Origin of the sequence: Peijinzhouia sedimentorum, from assembly GCF_049340005.1 — a bacterium.
Lineage (GTDB): Bacteria > Bacteroidota > Bacteroidia > Cytophagales > Cyclobacteriaceae > CAXBDP01.
On the sequence record NZ_JBMPIY010000001.1, the window covers coordinates 541,515 to 559,009 of the forward strand.

Here is a 17,495-nt window from a genome sequence, read left to right on the forward strand (position 1 = left end):
AATTGCTTCAATTCCCCTCAAATTTTCTATTTTAGAAGAAAATAAAAGGATAAAATATTTTGAATAACTATAAGCGCTTTCAGCAATTAATAACTAAAGCTAGCATTGAAACAAGACTAAGACCGATGTTCAGTCGACCTGAAAAGGACATTCCGTCGGGAATTGTAGTGTTTCTTGTTGCCCTCCCGCTTTGTCTAGGAATTGCATTAGCTAGTGGAGCGCCACTTATCTCAGGCCTAATTTCCGGAATTATTGGAGGCCTAGTTGTTGGATATTTGAGTCAATCAGAAGTAAGTGTAAGTGGACCAGCAGCAAGTTTAACTGCAGTAGTAATTGTAGCAATCCAAAATCTTGGAAGCTTCGATGTCTTTCTTTTATCCTTAGTAATTGGTGGCGTAATTCAGTTAGGGTTTGGTTTGGCCAAAGCAGGGCTTATTGCTGATTATATGCCTACTAGCATTATCAAAGGGCTTTTGGCTGCCATTGGTTTGATACTAATAATCTCTCAAATTCCTTACGCTTTAGGTATAGATCAAGAAAGCAGACTGCTTGATTACTCTCGAAATTTCCTATCTGATCCACCGGATTTCTCAACTATTATGAGCTCCTTTTCTGCTGGAGCAATAATTATCACTACCATTTCTCTATTGCTTATTATCTATTGGGACAAAACTGTACTTCGAAAATTCAAGCTAGTACCTCCATTTTTAGTAGTAGTGATTTTGGGCGTATTGATAAACTTATTATTCAAATACATGGTGCCTTCACTGTATCTTGATAGCATCAAATTAGTAAGCATTCCTCAAATTGATAGTCTTTCATCATTTCTAACATTTCCTGATTTCACTGCCATAGGCAATCCACAAGTCTGGACTTATGGGTTTACGATTGCGTTAATTGCTTCTATTGCCTCTTTACTTGCAATAGAAGCTGCGGATAATTTGGATCCACATAAGCGCAGGAGTCCACCCAATAGAGAATTGGTAGCTCAAGGTATCGGCAATACTTTAGCGGGTTTGATTGGTGGTATTCCCATCACTTCGGTAATTGTAAGAAGCTCTGTAAATATTGGAGCAGGTGCTGAGACCAAGCTATCAACTATTGTTCATGGAATTCTATTATTAGCCAGTGTATTCCTGCTTAGCTCCATTATCAATCTTATACCACTTGCTTCATTAGCAGCTATATTGTTGATGGTAGGTTATAAACTTGCTTCGATCAGCATATTCAAAAGCATGTTCAAAAAAGGCTGGGAGCAGTTTATTCCATTCGCAGTGACTACTGTTGGAATTCTTTTTTCTGACGTGCTAGTAGGTGTGTTAATTGGTACAGCATCAAGTCTATTCTTCTTGCTGAGAGGTAATTTTTATAATCCATTCTATATAGAAATAGTAAAGTCAAAGAAGAGAAAGGAATATCGCTTGGAGCTTTCCAATGAAGTTTCATTCTTGAATAAACCTGCCATTAAAAAAACGCTGTGGGGGTTGCCCAAAAACTCCAAGATTGTAATTGATGCCACATTTACAACTTACGTAGAAAGAGATGTTATTGAAATTCTGAATGATTACCAAAATACATTTGCCATTGAAAATGGAATAGATGTGGTAATTATAGGTTTGCGAGAAAGTTATGATTCGGAAGTGAAAGAAGAACTTTCAAAAGGGGCAATTAATTACGAGAAAAACATTGGAAATCCTCAGGATATATTGGACAGCTTTATTAATGGAAATCAGCGCTATGTTGATGGTAATTTGGTTTCCAAGCGACTGCGGAATAAGGAACTTCTTGATTTCATAAAGGATGCTCCGTTGGCTACGGTCATTAACTGTATGGATATGCGTGAGCCACTTAATATGCTCTTGAATACAGGAATTGGAGATTTGATTCCACTGAAGGCGGCTGGAAATCTAATCAGCGATAATATTATTTATAGTTCTGAAATTGCTTGCCGAAAACAAGGTGCAAAACTTATCTTGCTAATGGGGAATTCTAGAAATTCCTTTATTAAGGAGGGTCTAGAGCATTATATCAAAAATGAAGATTCATATTTGCGCGAATTACTAAAACCTGCAATTGATGCTGGAATATTAACAAAGGAAAAAACTCAGCATAAAGATTTGAATGAATTAGCTGATGAGATTACCCTTTGGAACCTAGAAGAATCCAAGAGGCGGATTATCCAAAAAAATGAGTTTATCAGGCGGGAGGTTATTCAGGGCAATATTGGATTATGCTCTGCTTTCTTCAATCGTAAAACTGGTAAAATAGATTTTTCTGAACTGTATGAGGTTACTGAAAACGAAAAAGAAACCCAAAATCTAATACAGCCTTAAAGCTTTTTTAGATAATTATTTAGAAATCAATTTTATAGAAAAAATAGATTTTTTATTTTTAAATAATTAACCTTTTAATCCATGAAAAAGATGCTTGGAATCAGCTTAATAGTAATTGGAGGATTAGTTCTTACTTCAGGAATTATTATCGTCATAAACTCTACTCCTCCCAAAGCTGAAAACTTGGATCAGGCCGTTTCGCTTGTTATGGCAGATGGTGTACTTACCCCTAAAGAAGAAAAACTTATACGGGAAATTGCTTCTGAAGAAGGTAAAGATGGTGATTATTACATCGAACAAATTAAGCTTGAACTAGCGTCTTCAGAAGAAGATTCTGAAACTGAGATAATAGATATAAACGCAAAAGCAGGGCTGGACTTTGAAAAATTTGTTGTTAAAAAATTCGATTCTGATTACTTTATTATTAAGAATTGGGCAAGTGATAAGTACGTTGAAGGTGTATATGCAGAGACCAATTTACATCCTGATTTACAACTTGAACTGAATTTAAGAGATGGGAAATACCCATTTGCAGTAGAATGCAAATGGAGAAGTAAAAGGGATAGTGAGTCAATTTGGTTTGCTGAAGACTATCAACTTAAGCGATATCAAAAGTTTGAGCGAGATAATGGCTACCCTGTATTTATAGTATTGGGTATTGGTGGAAAACCTTCAAACCCAGAGGAATTGTATATTATCCCAGTTAGTCTATTTAATACAGCAAAACAACCTAAAAATAAATTGGTCCAGTTAAGAAAAGATATTAGCAAGAACTTCTTTTTTGATGGAGAGAATGCCATACTAAGATAATTTAAAAACGATGATCGATGTAAATAATAGCTATCAGCAACAGCTGCATAAATATATCTCCACTTTATTCTAGTAGTATTCTGCCTTATCAAAAGGCAAAATATTCCCTAACCTATAAAAAAATGAAAGGCTTGATTTTGAGAATAGACTGCTTAGCCTTTTGTATTTTTAAGCAAATCTTAAGAAAGCCTTATACAAGGCTTAAATAAGATATTTGAATATTTGGCCAATGAGAATACTAGTAGTCGAAGATGAAGAAGGTATCGCTGCATTCCTAAAGCAAGGATTGGAAGAGGAATCTTATGCTGTAGATATTGCTAATGAAGGCAAAAAAGGTCTTCAACTGGCCCTATCAGGCGATTATGATTTAATACTACTAGATTGGATGCTTCCGGGCCTTAGTGGTATTGAAATTTGCAGGCAGTTTAGAAAAGAATTTGCAGATACGCCTGTTATATTCTTAACTGCTAAAGACACCCTCGATGAAACTATTTTTGGACTACAGACAGGAGCAAATGATTATATAAAAAAGCCATTTCATTTTGAAGAGCTTTTAGAAAGAGTGAAAGTGCAGCTCAGACCAAAAACAGGTGAGCATTCCATTTTTGTTCTTGGCGATATCACTTTGAATACAGAAACCTATCAAGTTCATAAAGGAAATCTTGAAATTAACCTTACCCAAAAGGAATTTGCCCTATTGGAATACCTTATCCGAAATAAGGGAAAAGTTTGTCGAAGGTCACGCATCATCGAAAGTGTATGGGATATTCATTTTGACTATAACACTGGCGTTATTGATGTCTATATCAATGCCCTGCGCAAAAAGCTCTTATTGTCGGAGGAAGAAAATTACATTCAAACCGTGCGTGGCGTAGGTTACATAGCCAAGGAAATATGAATTTCAGTTTTAAAAACAGAATAGCTTTTAACTATATGGTTGCTACGGCAATCATAATGGCTGTTTTATTTGGTGCTATCTATTTCATTGTTCATCAAACGGTGATGCTAAATCTAGATAATGACTTGTCTTATGAGGCAGAAAAGCATACAGGTGAAATACGGATATTAAATGATAGTATCAAGTTTATCAACATAGCTGAATGGGAAGAAAGAGAACATAGGGAAATTCAAGTCAATCCTGTATTTATTCAGATAATTGATAAAAATGGGCGAGTTATGGATAAATCACCCAATCTAAAAGAGGATAATCTTCCCTTTAAAGAATCGGAATTTGGAGGACATTTTAATGCAAAATTGAGTAATCGAGCCATCAGGCAAGTGCAACTTCCTATCGAGCAAAATGGCAAAATAATGGGCTATATATTGGCTGCTATATCATCAGAATCAGCTCAATCAGTACTTCTTAAATTGAGAAATGTACTTCTCATCTCCTACTTTATCGTATTAGCAGGCGTATATTTTGTCTCCCGTTTCCTTGCAGGCAGAAGTATTAAGCCAATACAAAAAGTAACTGATACTATCACTCAAATAACCAAATACAATTTGAAAGAAAGGGTTGCATTACCGCAACACCAAGACGAAATCTATGAGCTATCGTCTAATTTCAACGCTCTACTTGAGCGAATTGAAAATGCTATAGAGCGTGAAAGACAGTTTACATCCGATGCCTCACATGAATTAAGAACGCCATTGGCTACACTTAGAGGAACGTTAGAAGTATTGATAAGGAAGCCAAGAACCCAAAGTGAGTATGAAGAAAAGATAAAATATAGTTTAGTTGAGATTGAGAGAATGACTGTGATATTGGAGCAATTACTTTTGCTCGCCAGATTAGATGCAAGTAATAATGACAAAAAAAATGACTTTCCTTTACCCACAATAATTACTGAATCATTAGCTCATTTCAAGCGCCAAATCGTTGAAAAAGAACTCAAAATTGACTTCCAATTTAACCGAGAAAAGGAATTATTGGTACCACATTACTACACGAACTTAATTATTGAAAACCTTATTAGTAATGCTGTAAAATACTCTAAGGAATCTACGACTCTATACATCCATTCAGATGAAATTGATAATCATGTTGTTTTCTCAATTAAGGATGAAGGCATCGGAATAAAAGAGGAAGATTTAAAGCAAATATTTGAAAATTTCTTCCGTTCAGAGGCATTAACACACAAACAAATAACGGGTAATGGACTGGGCCTTAGTATTGTGAAGAAATGCGTAGATGCCATAAAAGCCAATCTATATATTACAAGCACCTTAGACGAAGGCACAGAGATAAGGATTAGCTTCTAAGCAATTAAGCCCGAATCAATTGATCTAAAATCTTAAGCAAATCTTAAGAAAGGCTTGAGAATAGCCTTAGGTCTCTCACTCTATTTTTGATGTGTAATTAAAAAACGCATCAATGCTAGATAGAATTATTCAGTATAGTATCCACCACAAGTTAATTGTACTTTTATTTTCAGCAGGAATCATTGGGTTTGGTCTATATTCTCTTTCTCAAATTCCCATTGGTGCTGTACCTGATGTTACCAATAATCAGGTGCAAATAATTACAACCTCAAAAAACCTTGCTACAGAGGATGTAGAGAAGTTTCTCACCTATCCTGTAGAATTAGAAATGGCTAATCTTCCTGATGTAAAGGAAATTCGTTCTGTTTCTAAGTTTGGCCTTTCTGTAGTCACGGTAGTATTCAATGACAATATTGGGACCTACCTACCAAGACAACTAATTGCAGAGAAGATAAAAGCGGCAGAAGAAAAGATTCCTGCTGGCTTTGGAACACCCTTTATGGGCCCAATTACAACAGGTCTAGGTGAAATCTACCAATATGTCATTGAAGTGGATTCTGCTCATCTAAATGACTACTCACTATCAGACATTCGAACTATTCAGGATTGGATAGTAAAACGACAGCTTTCTGGAATTCCAGGAGTAGTAGAGGTTAATACTTGGGGTGGTTTTTTGAAGCAATATGAAGTAGCCATCAATCCTGCAAAACTTAGGAGCTTAAATATTTCATTTGCTCAAACATTTTCAGCTCTTGAAAAAAATAATAGCATAGCGGGAGGTGGATATATTGAAAAGACTAATCAGACTTACTTCATACGAGGTGAAGGATTGGTAGGCTCTCTAGAAGACATAGAAGACATTGTCATCGAAGTAAGAAATGGCTCGCCCATTTTCATTAAAGATATAGCCACTGTAGGTTTTGGACATGCCACTCGTTTCGGAGCAATTACTGGCAATGGAGAAGGTGAGAAAGTATTAGGTCAGGTAATGATGCTCAAAGATGCCAACTCCAAAGCGGTGATTGATGCAGTAAAAGAGCGTGTAGCACAAATCTCTCCTTCCCTCCCGCCTGGCATTAGTATCAATGCATTTTTAGAAAGAAGTGAATTAATAGAAAAAACCACCTTTACCATAGCTGAAAACCTAATTTTAGGCTGTTTGATTGTCATTTTTGTGGTAGTACTATTATTGGGAAATATCCGCTCTGGATTAGTGGTGGCTTCTGTAATTCCAATGTGTCTATTATTTGCATTATCTCTTATGTACATCTTTGGAGTAGATGCCAATTTGATGAGCTTAGGTGCTATTGACTTTGGAATTATTATAGATGGAGCAGTCATTATTGTAGAGTTTATCGCATTCAAAATTACTGCCGAACGCTCTCAAATAATGGCTTTGCCAAAACTTGAAAGGCAGAATTTCATTGACAATATTACCCATATGGGCGCAAGCAAAATGATGCACTCGGCGGTATTTGGTCAGCTTATCATCATCATTGTTTTTATTCCAATCCTTTCATTGGTAGGCGTCGAAGGTAAGATGTTTAGACCTATGGCTTTGGTATTTTGCTTTGCATTGATTGGTGCTATGATACTCTGCTTCACTTATGTGCCTGTAATGGCTTCATTATTTATTAAGCCATCCGATCCTTCCAAAAAAACTATATCAACACGTCTCATTTCATTTCTAGAAGATAAATACAAGCCAACTATTGCTTGGGCACTACGCAGAAAAAGTCTAGTACTAAGTTTGGCATTTGCGCTTCTAGTCGCTGTAGGATTTCTATTTACTCGTATGGGCGGTGAATTTGTACCTACTCTCGATGAAGGCGATTTTGTAATACAGCCTGTGTTGAAAACAGGAACTTCCCTGAGCAACACTGTAATCGCTACAACAAGAATTGAAAATATTCTCAAGCAGTTTCCCGAGGTTAAGCAAGTGGTAAGCAGAATAGGTGCAGCTGAAGTTCCTACGGATCCGATGTCTATGGAGGAGAGCGATGTTATTATTAAGCTAATTCCAAAAGAAGAATGGGTATCTGCAGAAAGTAAAGATGAGCTAGCGGATAAATTCAAAGAAGCTTTAGCAATAATGCCAGGAATAGATTTTGAATTTACCCAGCCTATTGAGATGCGCTTTAATGAATTGATTACAGGCGTAAGAGCTGATCTAGCCATTAAGATTTTCGGTGAGGATTTAGAAGTACTTTATGATAAGGCTTTAGAAGTTGAAAAAGCAATTCAAGGTATAGAGGGAGCGGCAGATATAATTGTAGAAAAGGTAGCAGGACTCCCTCAAATGTCGGTAAAATACGATAGACGAAAGATTGCTAAATATGGTCTTAATGTGGAAGATTTAAACAACATAATCACCATGGGCTTTGCTGGAAAGACTGCTGGGACAGTATTTGAAGGAGAGAAACAGTTTGATTTGGTTGTGCGCTATGATAAAGAACATCATCAAGATATTGAAGATATCAAAACTGCAACCATTCAACTTCCAAATGGTAATCAATTGCCATTAAGTGAATTTGCATCCATTAGCTACACAAAAGGCCCAGCCAAAATATCTAGAGATAACACAAAAAGAAGAATTGTAGTAGGCGTAAATGTTCGGAATAGAGATTTAGAATCTGTAGTAAACGATGTTCAGGCAGTTATAAACAAAGAAATCAAACTTCCAACTGGTTATACCATCGAATATGGAGGTCAATTTGAAAATTTGAGAACAGCAAAAGATCGCTTAATGATTGCTGTTCCAATTGCTTTGATATTAATATTTGTACTTCTCTATTTTGCTTTTGATTCAGTTAAGGAAGCATTGATTATTTACAGTGCGATCCCTATGTCAGCTGTTGGTGGTGTTCTTCTTTTATACTTTAGAGATTTACCATTTAGTATTTCTGCAGGTGTAGGATTCATTGCATTATTTGGTATAGCTGTATTGAATGGAATCGTACTAATAGAAGAGTTTAAAGAATTAAAAGCTCATGGAGTTTCAGATATCAATAGACGGATTCTTATAGGCACAAAAAATCGTTTGCGTCCAGTTCTACTAACTGCATTTGCAGCTGCATTAGGTTTTTTACCTATGGCTATTTCTACTTCAGCAGGAGCCGAAGTACAAAGACCTTTAGCCACTGTTGTGGTAGGTGGACTTATTTCAGCAACTGCACTTACCCTAATTGTCTTACCTATTCTTTATGCCTTATTTGATAGAAAAGGACATTTTCCAAAAATAAATGTACCTGTAAAAGCAGTAATGATTTTGATACTAATAGCTATACCAGCATTAGGACAGAGTCAAAGTCAAAAAATTACGGTAGATCAGGCCATTGAAATAGCACTACAAAATAACTTAGGACTTAAAGCATCTTCACAACGAATAGAGCAAAGTTCGAAACTTACAGGAAGTGCCATCGATATCGATAAAACTCAAATTTATTACGGTTTAGATCAGAACAACATAGCTCCCAACAATCTACCTCTTAATGTTTGGGGAATTAGTCAATCTATTCAATTTCCAACTGTATATGGTGCCCAGCAAAAAGTAATGCAGGGTAAAACTAAATTGGTGACTGACCAATATGCTTTGGATAAGCGCATGGTTACTAAAGAGGTTTCCAAATCCTATTATGAAATAGTTTATTGGCAACAAATGTTTCAGAATTATACCTATTTGGATAGTTTGTATTCCTCTTTTGAATATGCTGCTAGCAGAAAATTCGAACAAGGTGAATCTAATTATTTGGAAAAACTCACCGCTGAGACCAAGAAAAAAGAAGTTTCCTTAAAGCTTAATCAAATAAAGGAAAGCATAGAAAAGTCAACAGTCCAACTAAATCAATGGCTGCAATCAGATACTATTTTTTCTGTGGATGAAGTGGAATTTGAAAGAATAACCCTTACTCCTCTTAATATACAAAACCATCCTGCACTGATTTATTATAAGGATGCAATAGAGCTTTCAGCACAACAAGTGGCATTGGAAAAACAAAAGCTATTGCCTGATTTACATGCCTCTATTTTCCGAGGAATAAACAATGGTCCAGGTGTTCAATCTTATTCAGGTTTTCAAGTAGGCCTTGCAGTTCCAATATGGTTTGGTAGTCATAAATCAAAAATAGCCGCAGCTAAAATAGATACTAATATTTTGGAGTATGAAAGTGATAATTATAAAGCGCAGCTAGATTCAAGGTACAATGCTTTACAATCGGATCTAAGACAATTTGAAGAAGGCCTTAATTACTATGAAACAACAGGTAATAAATTGGCTGAAGAAACCTTGCTTCATGCTATGATGGCATTCCAGAATGGTGAGATAAACTTTCTGCAATACATCCAACTATTGGATAATGCTAAAAGCATAGAAACCAATTACCTATCAACACTTTTCCAATACAATATGACAGTGTTGGAAGTAAACTATTTAATGAACTAAAGATGAAAAAATATAAAAACACTCAAATGAAAAAATACTCATTAGTCCTTTTGATTGTAGTGTCCATTATTTCTTTGAATTCATGTAATTCAAATTCAGAGGAGTCAACCATTGATGCATTACCCATGGAATCAGTTGACGAAGATATCTACAATCTAACCATATCACAGTTTACCTCTTCTGATATGAAATTGGGAACAATGGAAATGAAAACATTCAATGACATTGTAAAGGCTAATGGAATGTTTGATGTGCCACCTGAAAACCTAGCAACCGTAAGCACTTATTTTGGTGGAACAGTGAAGAGCATCCTACTTATACCTGGTGAGCAGGTGAAAAAAGGACAAGAATTATTTGTTTTAGAAAACCCTGATTATGTTCAAATACAACAAGAATATTTGGAAGCAAAAGGCCTGCTTGCATATTTAGCATCAGATTATGAAAGACAGAAAAATCTTGTTAAGGATAATGTTACTTCACAGAAAACCTTTTTAAAGGCTGAATCTGATTATACGGTAACTAAAGTAAAGCTTGAATCTTTAGGTAAGAAATTAGTCCTGATGGGAATTAATCCTGATGGTTTAACTGTAGATAATATCCGTACTACAATAAGTATAAAGTCACCAATTAATGGCTTTGTTTCCCAAATCGGTATCACAAGAGGAGCATTCTTACTTCCTACTCAATTTGCAATTGCAATTGTAAACACAGAGCATCTTCACTTAGAGCTAGCCATATTTGAAAAAGACCTACCAAGAATAAGTATAGGTCAAGCTATTAATTTTAGAATTCAAGAAGATAATAGTAAGGAATACCAGGCAACTGTTCACTTGATAAACAAAACAGTAGATTTAGAAAAAAGGACAATTGGCATACACGGCCACCTTTTGGATGAATCGCTTGAAGCTAAATTTAATCCCGGAATGTATGTGGAAGCAGAAATTTTAACCTCCTCTGAATTAAGAAATTCTATACCTCAAAATGCTTTGGTTGAATTAGATAATAAGTACTATGCCTTAGTTCTGCTTGATTCGACAAGTGATGGATATACTTTAATAAAAAAAGAAGTAATAACTGGCTTGACAAATGATGACTATGTAGAGGTACTTAATACCCAAGATTTCAAAGACAATGCAAAAATTCTAATTAACGGTGCTTTTAACTTAATCACAGAATAATCATGAACGGCGCACATTTTCATTTATTAGTTAATCACTTACCTATAGTAGGTCTGCTGATTGGAATTCTTATCCTTGTTGTTGGATTATTACTCCGGAAAACAGAGGTTAAACTGACTGCCCTAGGTGTATTTATTTTTAGTGCAATCACTTCAATTCTTGCCTTTTATACAGGCGAGAGTGCAGAAGATGTAGTAGAGAATATTACAGGAATTAGTGGGACCCTCATTCATCTCCATGAAGAATATGCAGAAACATTTTTCATAATTACTCTGATTTTAGGAGTTTTATCATTGATTGTATTCTTCGCACAACTAAAAAAATTCAAATACACTCAACATCTTATGTTTATTATTCTTTTGCTTGCCATAACTGATGGTGTCATTGCCAAATTTGTGGGAACCAGTGGCGGTGAAATTCGCCATACTGAAATAAGAAATGAAGCAAAGACAATCCTAATTAACAATGATTCTGACGATTGATTAATAAAATAAAGATCATTTGGAGTGAACGTAATACCAAAATAAATCAGAAACGCCCGACAAAATTGCCGGGCGTTTCTTTTTCAATTACTACTTGCTGTAGTTACAGCTTCAGTTTCTTTACCCTCCTTGTTAAAGTGTTTATCATAGAAGGCAAATACACGATTCCAATGATCATGGAAATCAGCTTCATCACTTGCTGCTCCAGCACCATGTCCACCATTTAGATAGTTTACCCAAATTACATCTTTACCCAATCTTCGCATGGCATAGTATAACTCACGTGAATTTGTCCCAGGCACATTCCAATCACCTTCTCCTGTCATAATCATATGCGGCGTTTTTATTCTATCCGCATACATTACAGCTGTTGTCGCTAGATATTTCATTGGCTCATCCCAAAGTGAACCTCCTATCCTATCTTGTCCATACTCAGCTGCTGTGTAGTTACGAGTGCCAATTTTTGGACTATCACCCAAGAAGCTAATGATATTTACCTTACCCGAAATATTTATCGCCGCAGCAAAACGATCTGTTTGAGTTATTAGCAGAGACGTTGCATAGCCACCATAGCTACCTCCTTGTACGCCTACTTTGTCATTATCTACTTTGCCTTCATCTACCAATTTGTTGATAGCAGAAGTGATTCCCTTTACCCAAGCCTCGCCAGGATAGCCCATTTCCAAATCGACAGATGGACGAAGAGCAAAATAGCCTTGGTTGGTGAATAAGTTCATATTACGATTGTATCCATTGGAAAAGAACCCTTCATAAATTTCACAAACAAGCGGGTACTTTTTGCCAGGCTCATAATCAACAGGGTAATAAAGTATTCCTTGCAGTTCCTTGCCATCTGAATTTCTATAGCTAATTAATTCAGAGCGAGTTAGTTTCTTATTATTCATCCATGGATTAAGATCTGTAAGGGCTTTCATATTTGCGAAACTTATGTCTGTAGCCATCACATTCGAGGGCATATCACCATCCGAAAAACTCAATACTACGCTACTTCCATCTTTAGAAAACTGCACTCCAGAATACAAATTGCTGTCTAGTAATAAGTTTTCCATTTGCTTAGTTTGCAGATCATATCTTGTAAAACCTCTCTCCCATTTATCTTTGGCTGAATAGCTAAAATATAGATATCGCTCATCTTGAGACCAATTGATCATATTAAGACTCGGAGCCTTATCCTTATCTTCTGGAAGCTCATATACCATTTCTAAATTTTCACCTTCTGTATCAACCAACCAATAGCCTTTGTCTGAGCTCAGCAATAATTTACCTTCTTGCGGACTCCAAGTCATCACAGAAAACTTCACTTCCTTTTTCTTTTCCTCATCTGAATATGCCTTTCCTTTGGTTAAGTTTTTGGCATCGTCCATACCTAGTGTTTGGATATAAACGTAGCCAGAATCCACCCAAGCATATTTGCTTTTGCTATCACTCCAGTTGAAATTTCTTCTTTGCTTATTGCGCTCATAGATGATTTTTGCGGAATCCTGCTTATTCAATTCTAAGTAGGCAGTTTGGTATTCTGTTCCTTCATTACGAACATAGGCTGTTTTTAATGGGAAAGTCTCACTGAAAATCATAAACTGACCATCTTCGCTTACATTAATGCCTCCATAATTCGATTCCTCTAAAAGCTTCACCGCTGAGCCACTGGCAATATCTACTTTGTGGACTACGGTAAGGCTATTTGTATTTCTGATTTCATCCCATTTCAAAAATGGTTTTGACCCGTCATATACCACTATCGGACCTTTTGTAGCTTCATTATAAAGTGCCATTGCCTTAGCCATCCATCCATCCTCCCGCGTATGCAATATCAAAGATTTGCTATCGGGAGTCCAAGTGAGAGATGAATTTGCTAGCAAAGGATTTCCTGCAATTTTCACTTCACGAAGCCTTTTTCTATCTACATCATAAACCATCAAATGGAGCTTTTCATCTTTCTCTTCCAAAAAAGCAATCTCCTTATTATTTGGTGCCCAAGACATAGAGGTAACTTTTGCGTTGCTCGTATAAGGCTTTATTTGCGAACCATCTTCTGTATTAATAATGACGAATTCTCCGGCATTTACATTGATATAACTAGGATCTTGAAATCTGAAATGATCGGTTCCAAACCTTGAGCTTCCGTCGCTAATCATTCCGGCGAGATACTTTCCATCGTTGGATAAATTTTGACTGCCCATTGATTTCACTTTTATAGCATCATCGATGGTAAAAGGAGTTTTTTGCGCAATACTACTTGGTAACACACACACCCACAGAATGATGGATAATGCGTAAATCTTTAATTTTTGCATGGCTATTTATTTTGCTTGAAACAAAATAGGGCAATTTTGAAATAATTACTAATGCATTGGTAAAAGCGGGAGGATAAAAACAAAAAAGCCACGCTTATTGCTAAACGTGGCTTTCAGATTGGTCAGAATTATTTATTTGGACTTAGATACTATGCCTCCTTTGGCACTATCTACTGTAATCGTGTAACTTCCGTTTCCTGATACAATCCAACGGACATGTACTACATCATTACCTGGGATATTAGCAACTTCCATTTTAGATGGATTTTGTGTTTGCTCAGTATTATTGTTAAAATCTGCATTCTGTACAATCATACCTGTGATCACTTTTGGACCACCACTAATAGTTACATAATCAGGTCTGTTGATTTTGAATTTCAAATCGTGACTAGAGTGAGTAGGGATTAATCTTTCGTTTTTGATCAATACATTCACCTCTTTCAAACCACCACCAAGGTCCTTCTCTTCGATGGATTGGATCGACAATTTAGGAGTATGGTATGCGTGGAAAATTGTGAAAGCCATATTTCTATGCGCATCTGATTCTAGCAAGAATCCTGGGTGAGCTCTGCCAAAATTCTTTTTGAAGCCACCAATTTCAACTTTTCCATACATTGGGTGATCGTACTCTTCCCATTCTACCAATGCATCGCCAAAAAGCAGATCATTATTGAAATCGTACTGAATATCTTGGCCACGTCCACCTTCTTGATTGTACATTAGATAGTTTGTCCAAAGTTCGTTGGTATAAGTAAATACACCACGTCCGCCATGGAACCAATCTAATTCACCACCAAATACTGAGTATAGATCTTTGTAAACCACCAAATAACGGTAACCTGGGATCATACTTTCGCCTTTGCGACCAATGATATCATATACTTGTGTATCCGCGCGATCGTAAGTTGGCAAATCCTCTTGCGCACCAGGACCGCGTAAAATCATCCCGCCAGAGTTATGGTAACTTTGAGCAGCAGCAATATTTGGATGCTTCATTGCAAACTCCATCACTGCTCTATTCTCAGGTTGTGAGAATGGATACTTCCACGCACCACCTTGAATATAGCCTGGTTGCCAATTCCAACCCCAATCTCTATTAGGATCGTAGAAACCTTCTGCACGGTCTTCACCGCTTGAGCCATCTCCATCATCATCAATACCTTCTTGGCCTAGCAATTCATATTCACCCTGTACTCCAGGATTTACAACAATCATTCTACGAGGATCCTGCGGATCAACAATAAAACGACCATTTGGATTTTTTCTTCTCATCTGAGTGATATGGCCATCACCATTCAAATCGTCATAACCATCATCGCCAATTATTTGGTCACGGTCATTATCGATTGGAATCACACCTGAACGAGGGGAGCTTGCAGTATTTGCTTTACGCATATAATGCTCACGGCCATCAGGGTTGATAGTAGGTACAATGTAGAAAGTCTTATCAGTAAGTAGTTCTTTGATGAACTCTACATCAGCAAAATTCTCTGTAAGGTACCATGCTGTATAAAGAGAAAACTCAGCTCCTTGAATTTCATTGGAGTGGATGTTACCATCGATATAGATAGCTGGCTTGCGGTCAGGATCACCACCTTCTTTGAAATTGGTAATGGTCAATAACCACAAATCTCTGCCTTCATAGGATTTGCCAATAGACTCTAATTTCGCCAAATCCGGATATGCAGCAGCAATTTTCTTCATGATGTCTGCAATGCCACTATGGGAATAGTAACGATTCCAAGCCACATTTACTTTTGGGTTGTGTGGTGTACCAGCAGCTCTGAAAAAATGTTCAGGGTTGTTGCTCTGACTTTGGGCATCATTTGATGCGAATAAGCCTGCGGCTACCAAAGTGAGGGATAATAAATATATTTTTAGTTTCATAGCCATTCTCAATTAAGGTTTAAGGTTTTGGTTATGTAGCCAGTATGTGGAGCACCAGCTTTGATTGTGACATTGCCGCTGCCTTGCACTAGCCATACCATTTTCTCATGGCTATCGCCAGCAATACTGTCAACTAGCGTTAGGCCTTGGCCAGAAAGAAACTTTTGTCCTCCCGCTAATCCAGTTTCGATTCTGATGCGCTTAAGCCAGCCTGCTCTATTTCCAAGTTCGCCGTGAGTTGGTAGCACACTTGTATTTTTCAAGTCCACAGTAATACGATAAACATTGTTATCCAACTTTTCAATTTTTTCATTTACTATGGATAAACCTGGGCTCATTGCACTAAAATCTACCATAAAGTCGGTATGCTCTTTTGCAATTTCAGCAACCATTTCGAATGGAGGATTATACATAGCAAATGGCTTGATGCCACCTACTTCTACCTTTTTACCTGGAAAATCTGGATGATTTACACTTGTCCACTCTACCAGAGCATCTACATTGTTTTGCTCAGCCCAGCGAATGAAATTCACTTCTCTATTTTTGTCTGTATTAGGCTTTTGATCTGCATTGTCTTTATCATCAGCAACCATTGGAGCCCACCAGCCGGGAGTACTGAAACTCATTTTGCCATAATGGAAATATGCCCATTGGAAAAAATCACCATCCGAACCAGAATTCTCAGGAGCATTCTTTTGAGTGATTGTTTTATTGTACATATCAGAAACTAATGCATTTAGCTTTTGGTCTTCTTCCAAAATACTTGTGATTACACGTACTGTTGCTCCAGAACGATTGTATTTCAAAGGTGAGCTCAAGTTGTTTGCTGGTCCAAATGTGAATACAGCAAACACATTCCATCTTTCATATAAGTAATCAGCAATGGCTCTAGTTTCTTTTTCAGAAACAGCGAATTCACCAGCACCCGGCTGGAAAGATGGATATTTGTAAGACCAGTTCGAGTTGAAGAAAATTCCTCCTTCACTGTCCTCGTTAAATTTACCATCCTTATCATTGTCCGCACCTTCAGTAAATAATTTGTAAGCTCCAGCTTCTCCTTTATCGGTTTTTGCAGGAATCAATACACGAGAATCAGCAGGATGAGGAATCAAAGTTCCAGTAGCATCTTCTACACGCATCATCGTGATAAGTCCATCATTATTTAGATCTTCGAAAGGATCTTCACTCATACGACCATCACGGTCCATATCTGTATTGCGAGCGTTGGCTCTCCTTTCATATTTCAATGAAGCAAAATATTGAGCAGAAGCATCAGGACTCATATTTGGGAAAATATAAAAGGTTGTTTTATCCAAAGCACTGCGCTTTTCGCCAACCAATTGTTCAGCGAATTGTAGTGCCAATTCGGTTCCAAGCAAATGGAATCCTTCAACGCCACCTACCACAGCGATACCCGGCTTGTTTTCTACATCTCCAGTTCCTATTCGAAGCACGTAGATGTCTGAGCCGCCATCGGTTTTGGTAAGGCTTTCGAGTTTAGCAATCTGCGAGTGGTCTGATGCAATCTTTTGCAGCCTTTGGGCAGTCTGAGCATTAGTAGGATAATTGCTCTGCGACATGCCTATAAAAGGAGCAAAAAGAAATGCCGCCACTAACATAGTCTTGGTAATTCTTTCTTTCATGTTTATTTATTTTGGTAATTTATTAGGGTTGATAAAATGTCAATTCCTGTCTCGGGACATCAAATTACAAATAATGCCACAGTCAGCGAAATTGCGTTTATAAATATTCTAAAAATAAAAATAACTAAGCACTAGGCATCATAA

10 protein-coding genes are annotated in these 17,495 nt (G+C 36.9%); 7 read left to right on the plus strand and 3 right to left on the minus strand.

Annotation, left to right across the window (positions count from 1 at the left end; genetic code table 11):
- The first annotated feature begins 59 nt into the window (after positions 1-59).
- The 7 genes from ACOXY8_RS02415 (at position 60) to ACOXY8_RS02445 (ending at position 11,506) form a co-directional block, all read left to right on the plus strand.
- Complete coding sequence (locus tag ACOXY8_RS02415) at positions 60-2,333, plus strand: bifunctional SulP family inorganic anion transporter/carbonic anhydrase (protein ID WP_458329963.1); 2,274 nt, start codon at positions 60-62, stop codon at positions 2,331-2,333.
- 81 nt (positions 2,334-2,414) lie between these two features.
- Positions 2,415-3,143 (plus strand): hypothetical protein, encoded by a 729-nt coding sequence (locus ACOXY8_RS02420; protein ID WP_458329964.1) that lies wholly within the window; start codon positions 2,415-2,417, stop codon positions 3,141-3,143.
- Between the two features lie 229 nt (positions 3,144-3,372).
- Positions 3,373-4,041 carry a response regulator transcription factor gene (locus ACOXY8_RS02425; RefSeq protein WP_458329965.1) on the plus strand — a complete coding sequence of 223 codons (669 nt, stop codon included), beginning with the start codon at positions 3,373-3,375 and terminating at the stop codon, positions 4,039-4,041.
- Positions 4,038-5,405 (plus strand): ATP-binding protein, encoded by a 1,368-nt coding sequence (locus ACOXY8_RS02430; RefSeq protein WP_458329966.1) that lies wholly within the window; start codon positions 4,038-4,040, stop codon positions 5,403-5,405. Before ACOXY8_RS02425 ends, ACOXY8_RS02430 begins: the two co-directional genes overlap by 4 nt.
- 112 nt (positions 5,406-5,517) lie before the next feature.
- Positions 5,518-9,846: a CusA/CzcA family heavy metal efflux RND transporter gene (locus ACOXY8_RS02435; RefSeq protein WP_458329967.1), complete on the plus strand. Its 4,329-nt coding sequence runs from the start codon at positions 5,518-5,520 to the stop codon at positions 9,844-9,846.
- Between the two features lie 2 nt (positions 9,847-9,848).
- Positions 9,849-11,024, plus strand: a complete 1,176-nt coding sequence (locus ACOXY8_RS02440; RefSeq protein WP_458329968.1) for an efflux RND transporter periplasmic adaptor subunit — start codon at positions 9,849-9,851, stop codon at positions 11,022-11,024.
- A 2-nt stretch (positions 11,025-11,026) separates the two neighbouring features.
- On the plus strand, positions 11,027-11,506 hold the full coding sequence (locus ACOXY8_RS02445; RefSeq protein WP_458329969.1) for a hypothetical protein: 480 nt from the start codon (positions 11,027-11,029) through the stop codon (positions 11,504-11,506).
- A gap of 83 nt (positions 11,507-11,589) precedes the next feature.
- Here ACOXY8_RS02445 and ACOXY8_RS02450 read toward each other — a convergent pair whose 3' ends face one another.
- From ACOXY8_RS02450 to ACOXY8_RS02460, 3 genes are all read right to left on the minus strand, one after another.
- Entirely contained in the window at positions 11,590-13,821 is a 2,232-nt protein-coding gene (locus ACOXY8_RS02450; protein ID WP_458329970.1) for a prolyl oligopeptidase family serine peptidase, read from the minus strand.
- Positions 13,822-13,953: 132 nt separating this feature from the next.
- Complete coding sequence (locus ACOXY8_RS02455; RefSeq protein WP_458329971.1) at positions 13,954-15,708, minus strand: M14 family metallopeptidase; 1,755 nt, start codon at positions 15,706-15,708, stop codon at positions 13,954-13,956.
- 8 nt (positions 15,709-15,716) lie between these two features.
- On the minus strand, positions 15,717-17,351 hold the full coding sequence (locus ACOXY8_RS02460) for a M14 family metallopeptidase (RefSeq protein ID WP_458329972.1): 1,635 nt from the start codon (positions 17,349-17,351) through the stop codon (positions 15,717-15,719).
- Positions 17,352-17,495: the final 144 nt, after the last annotated feature.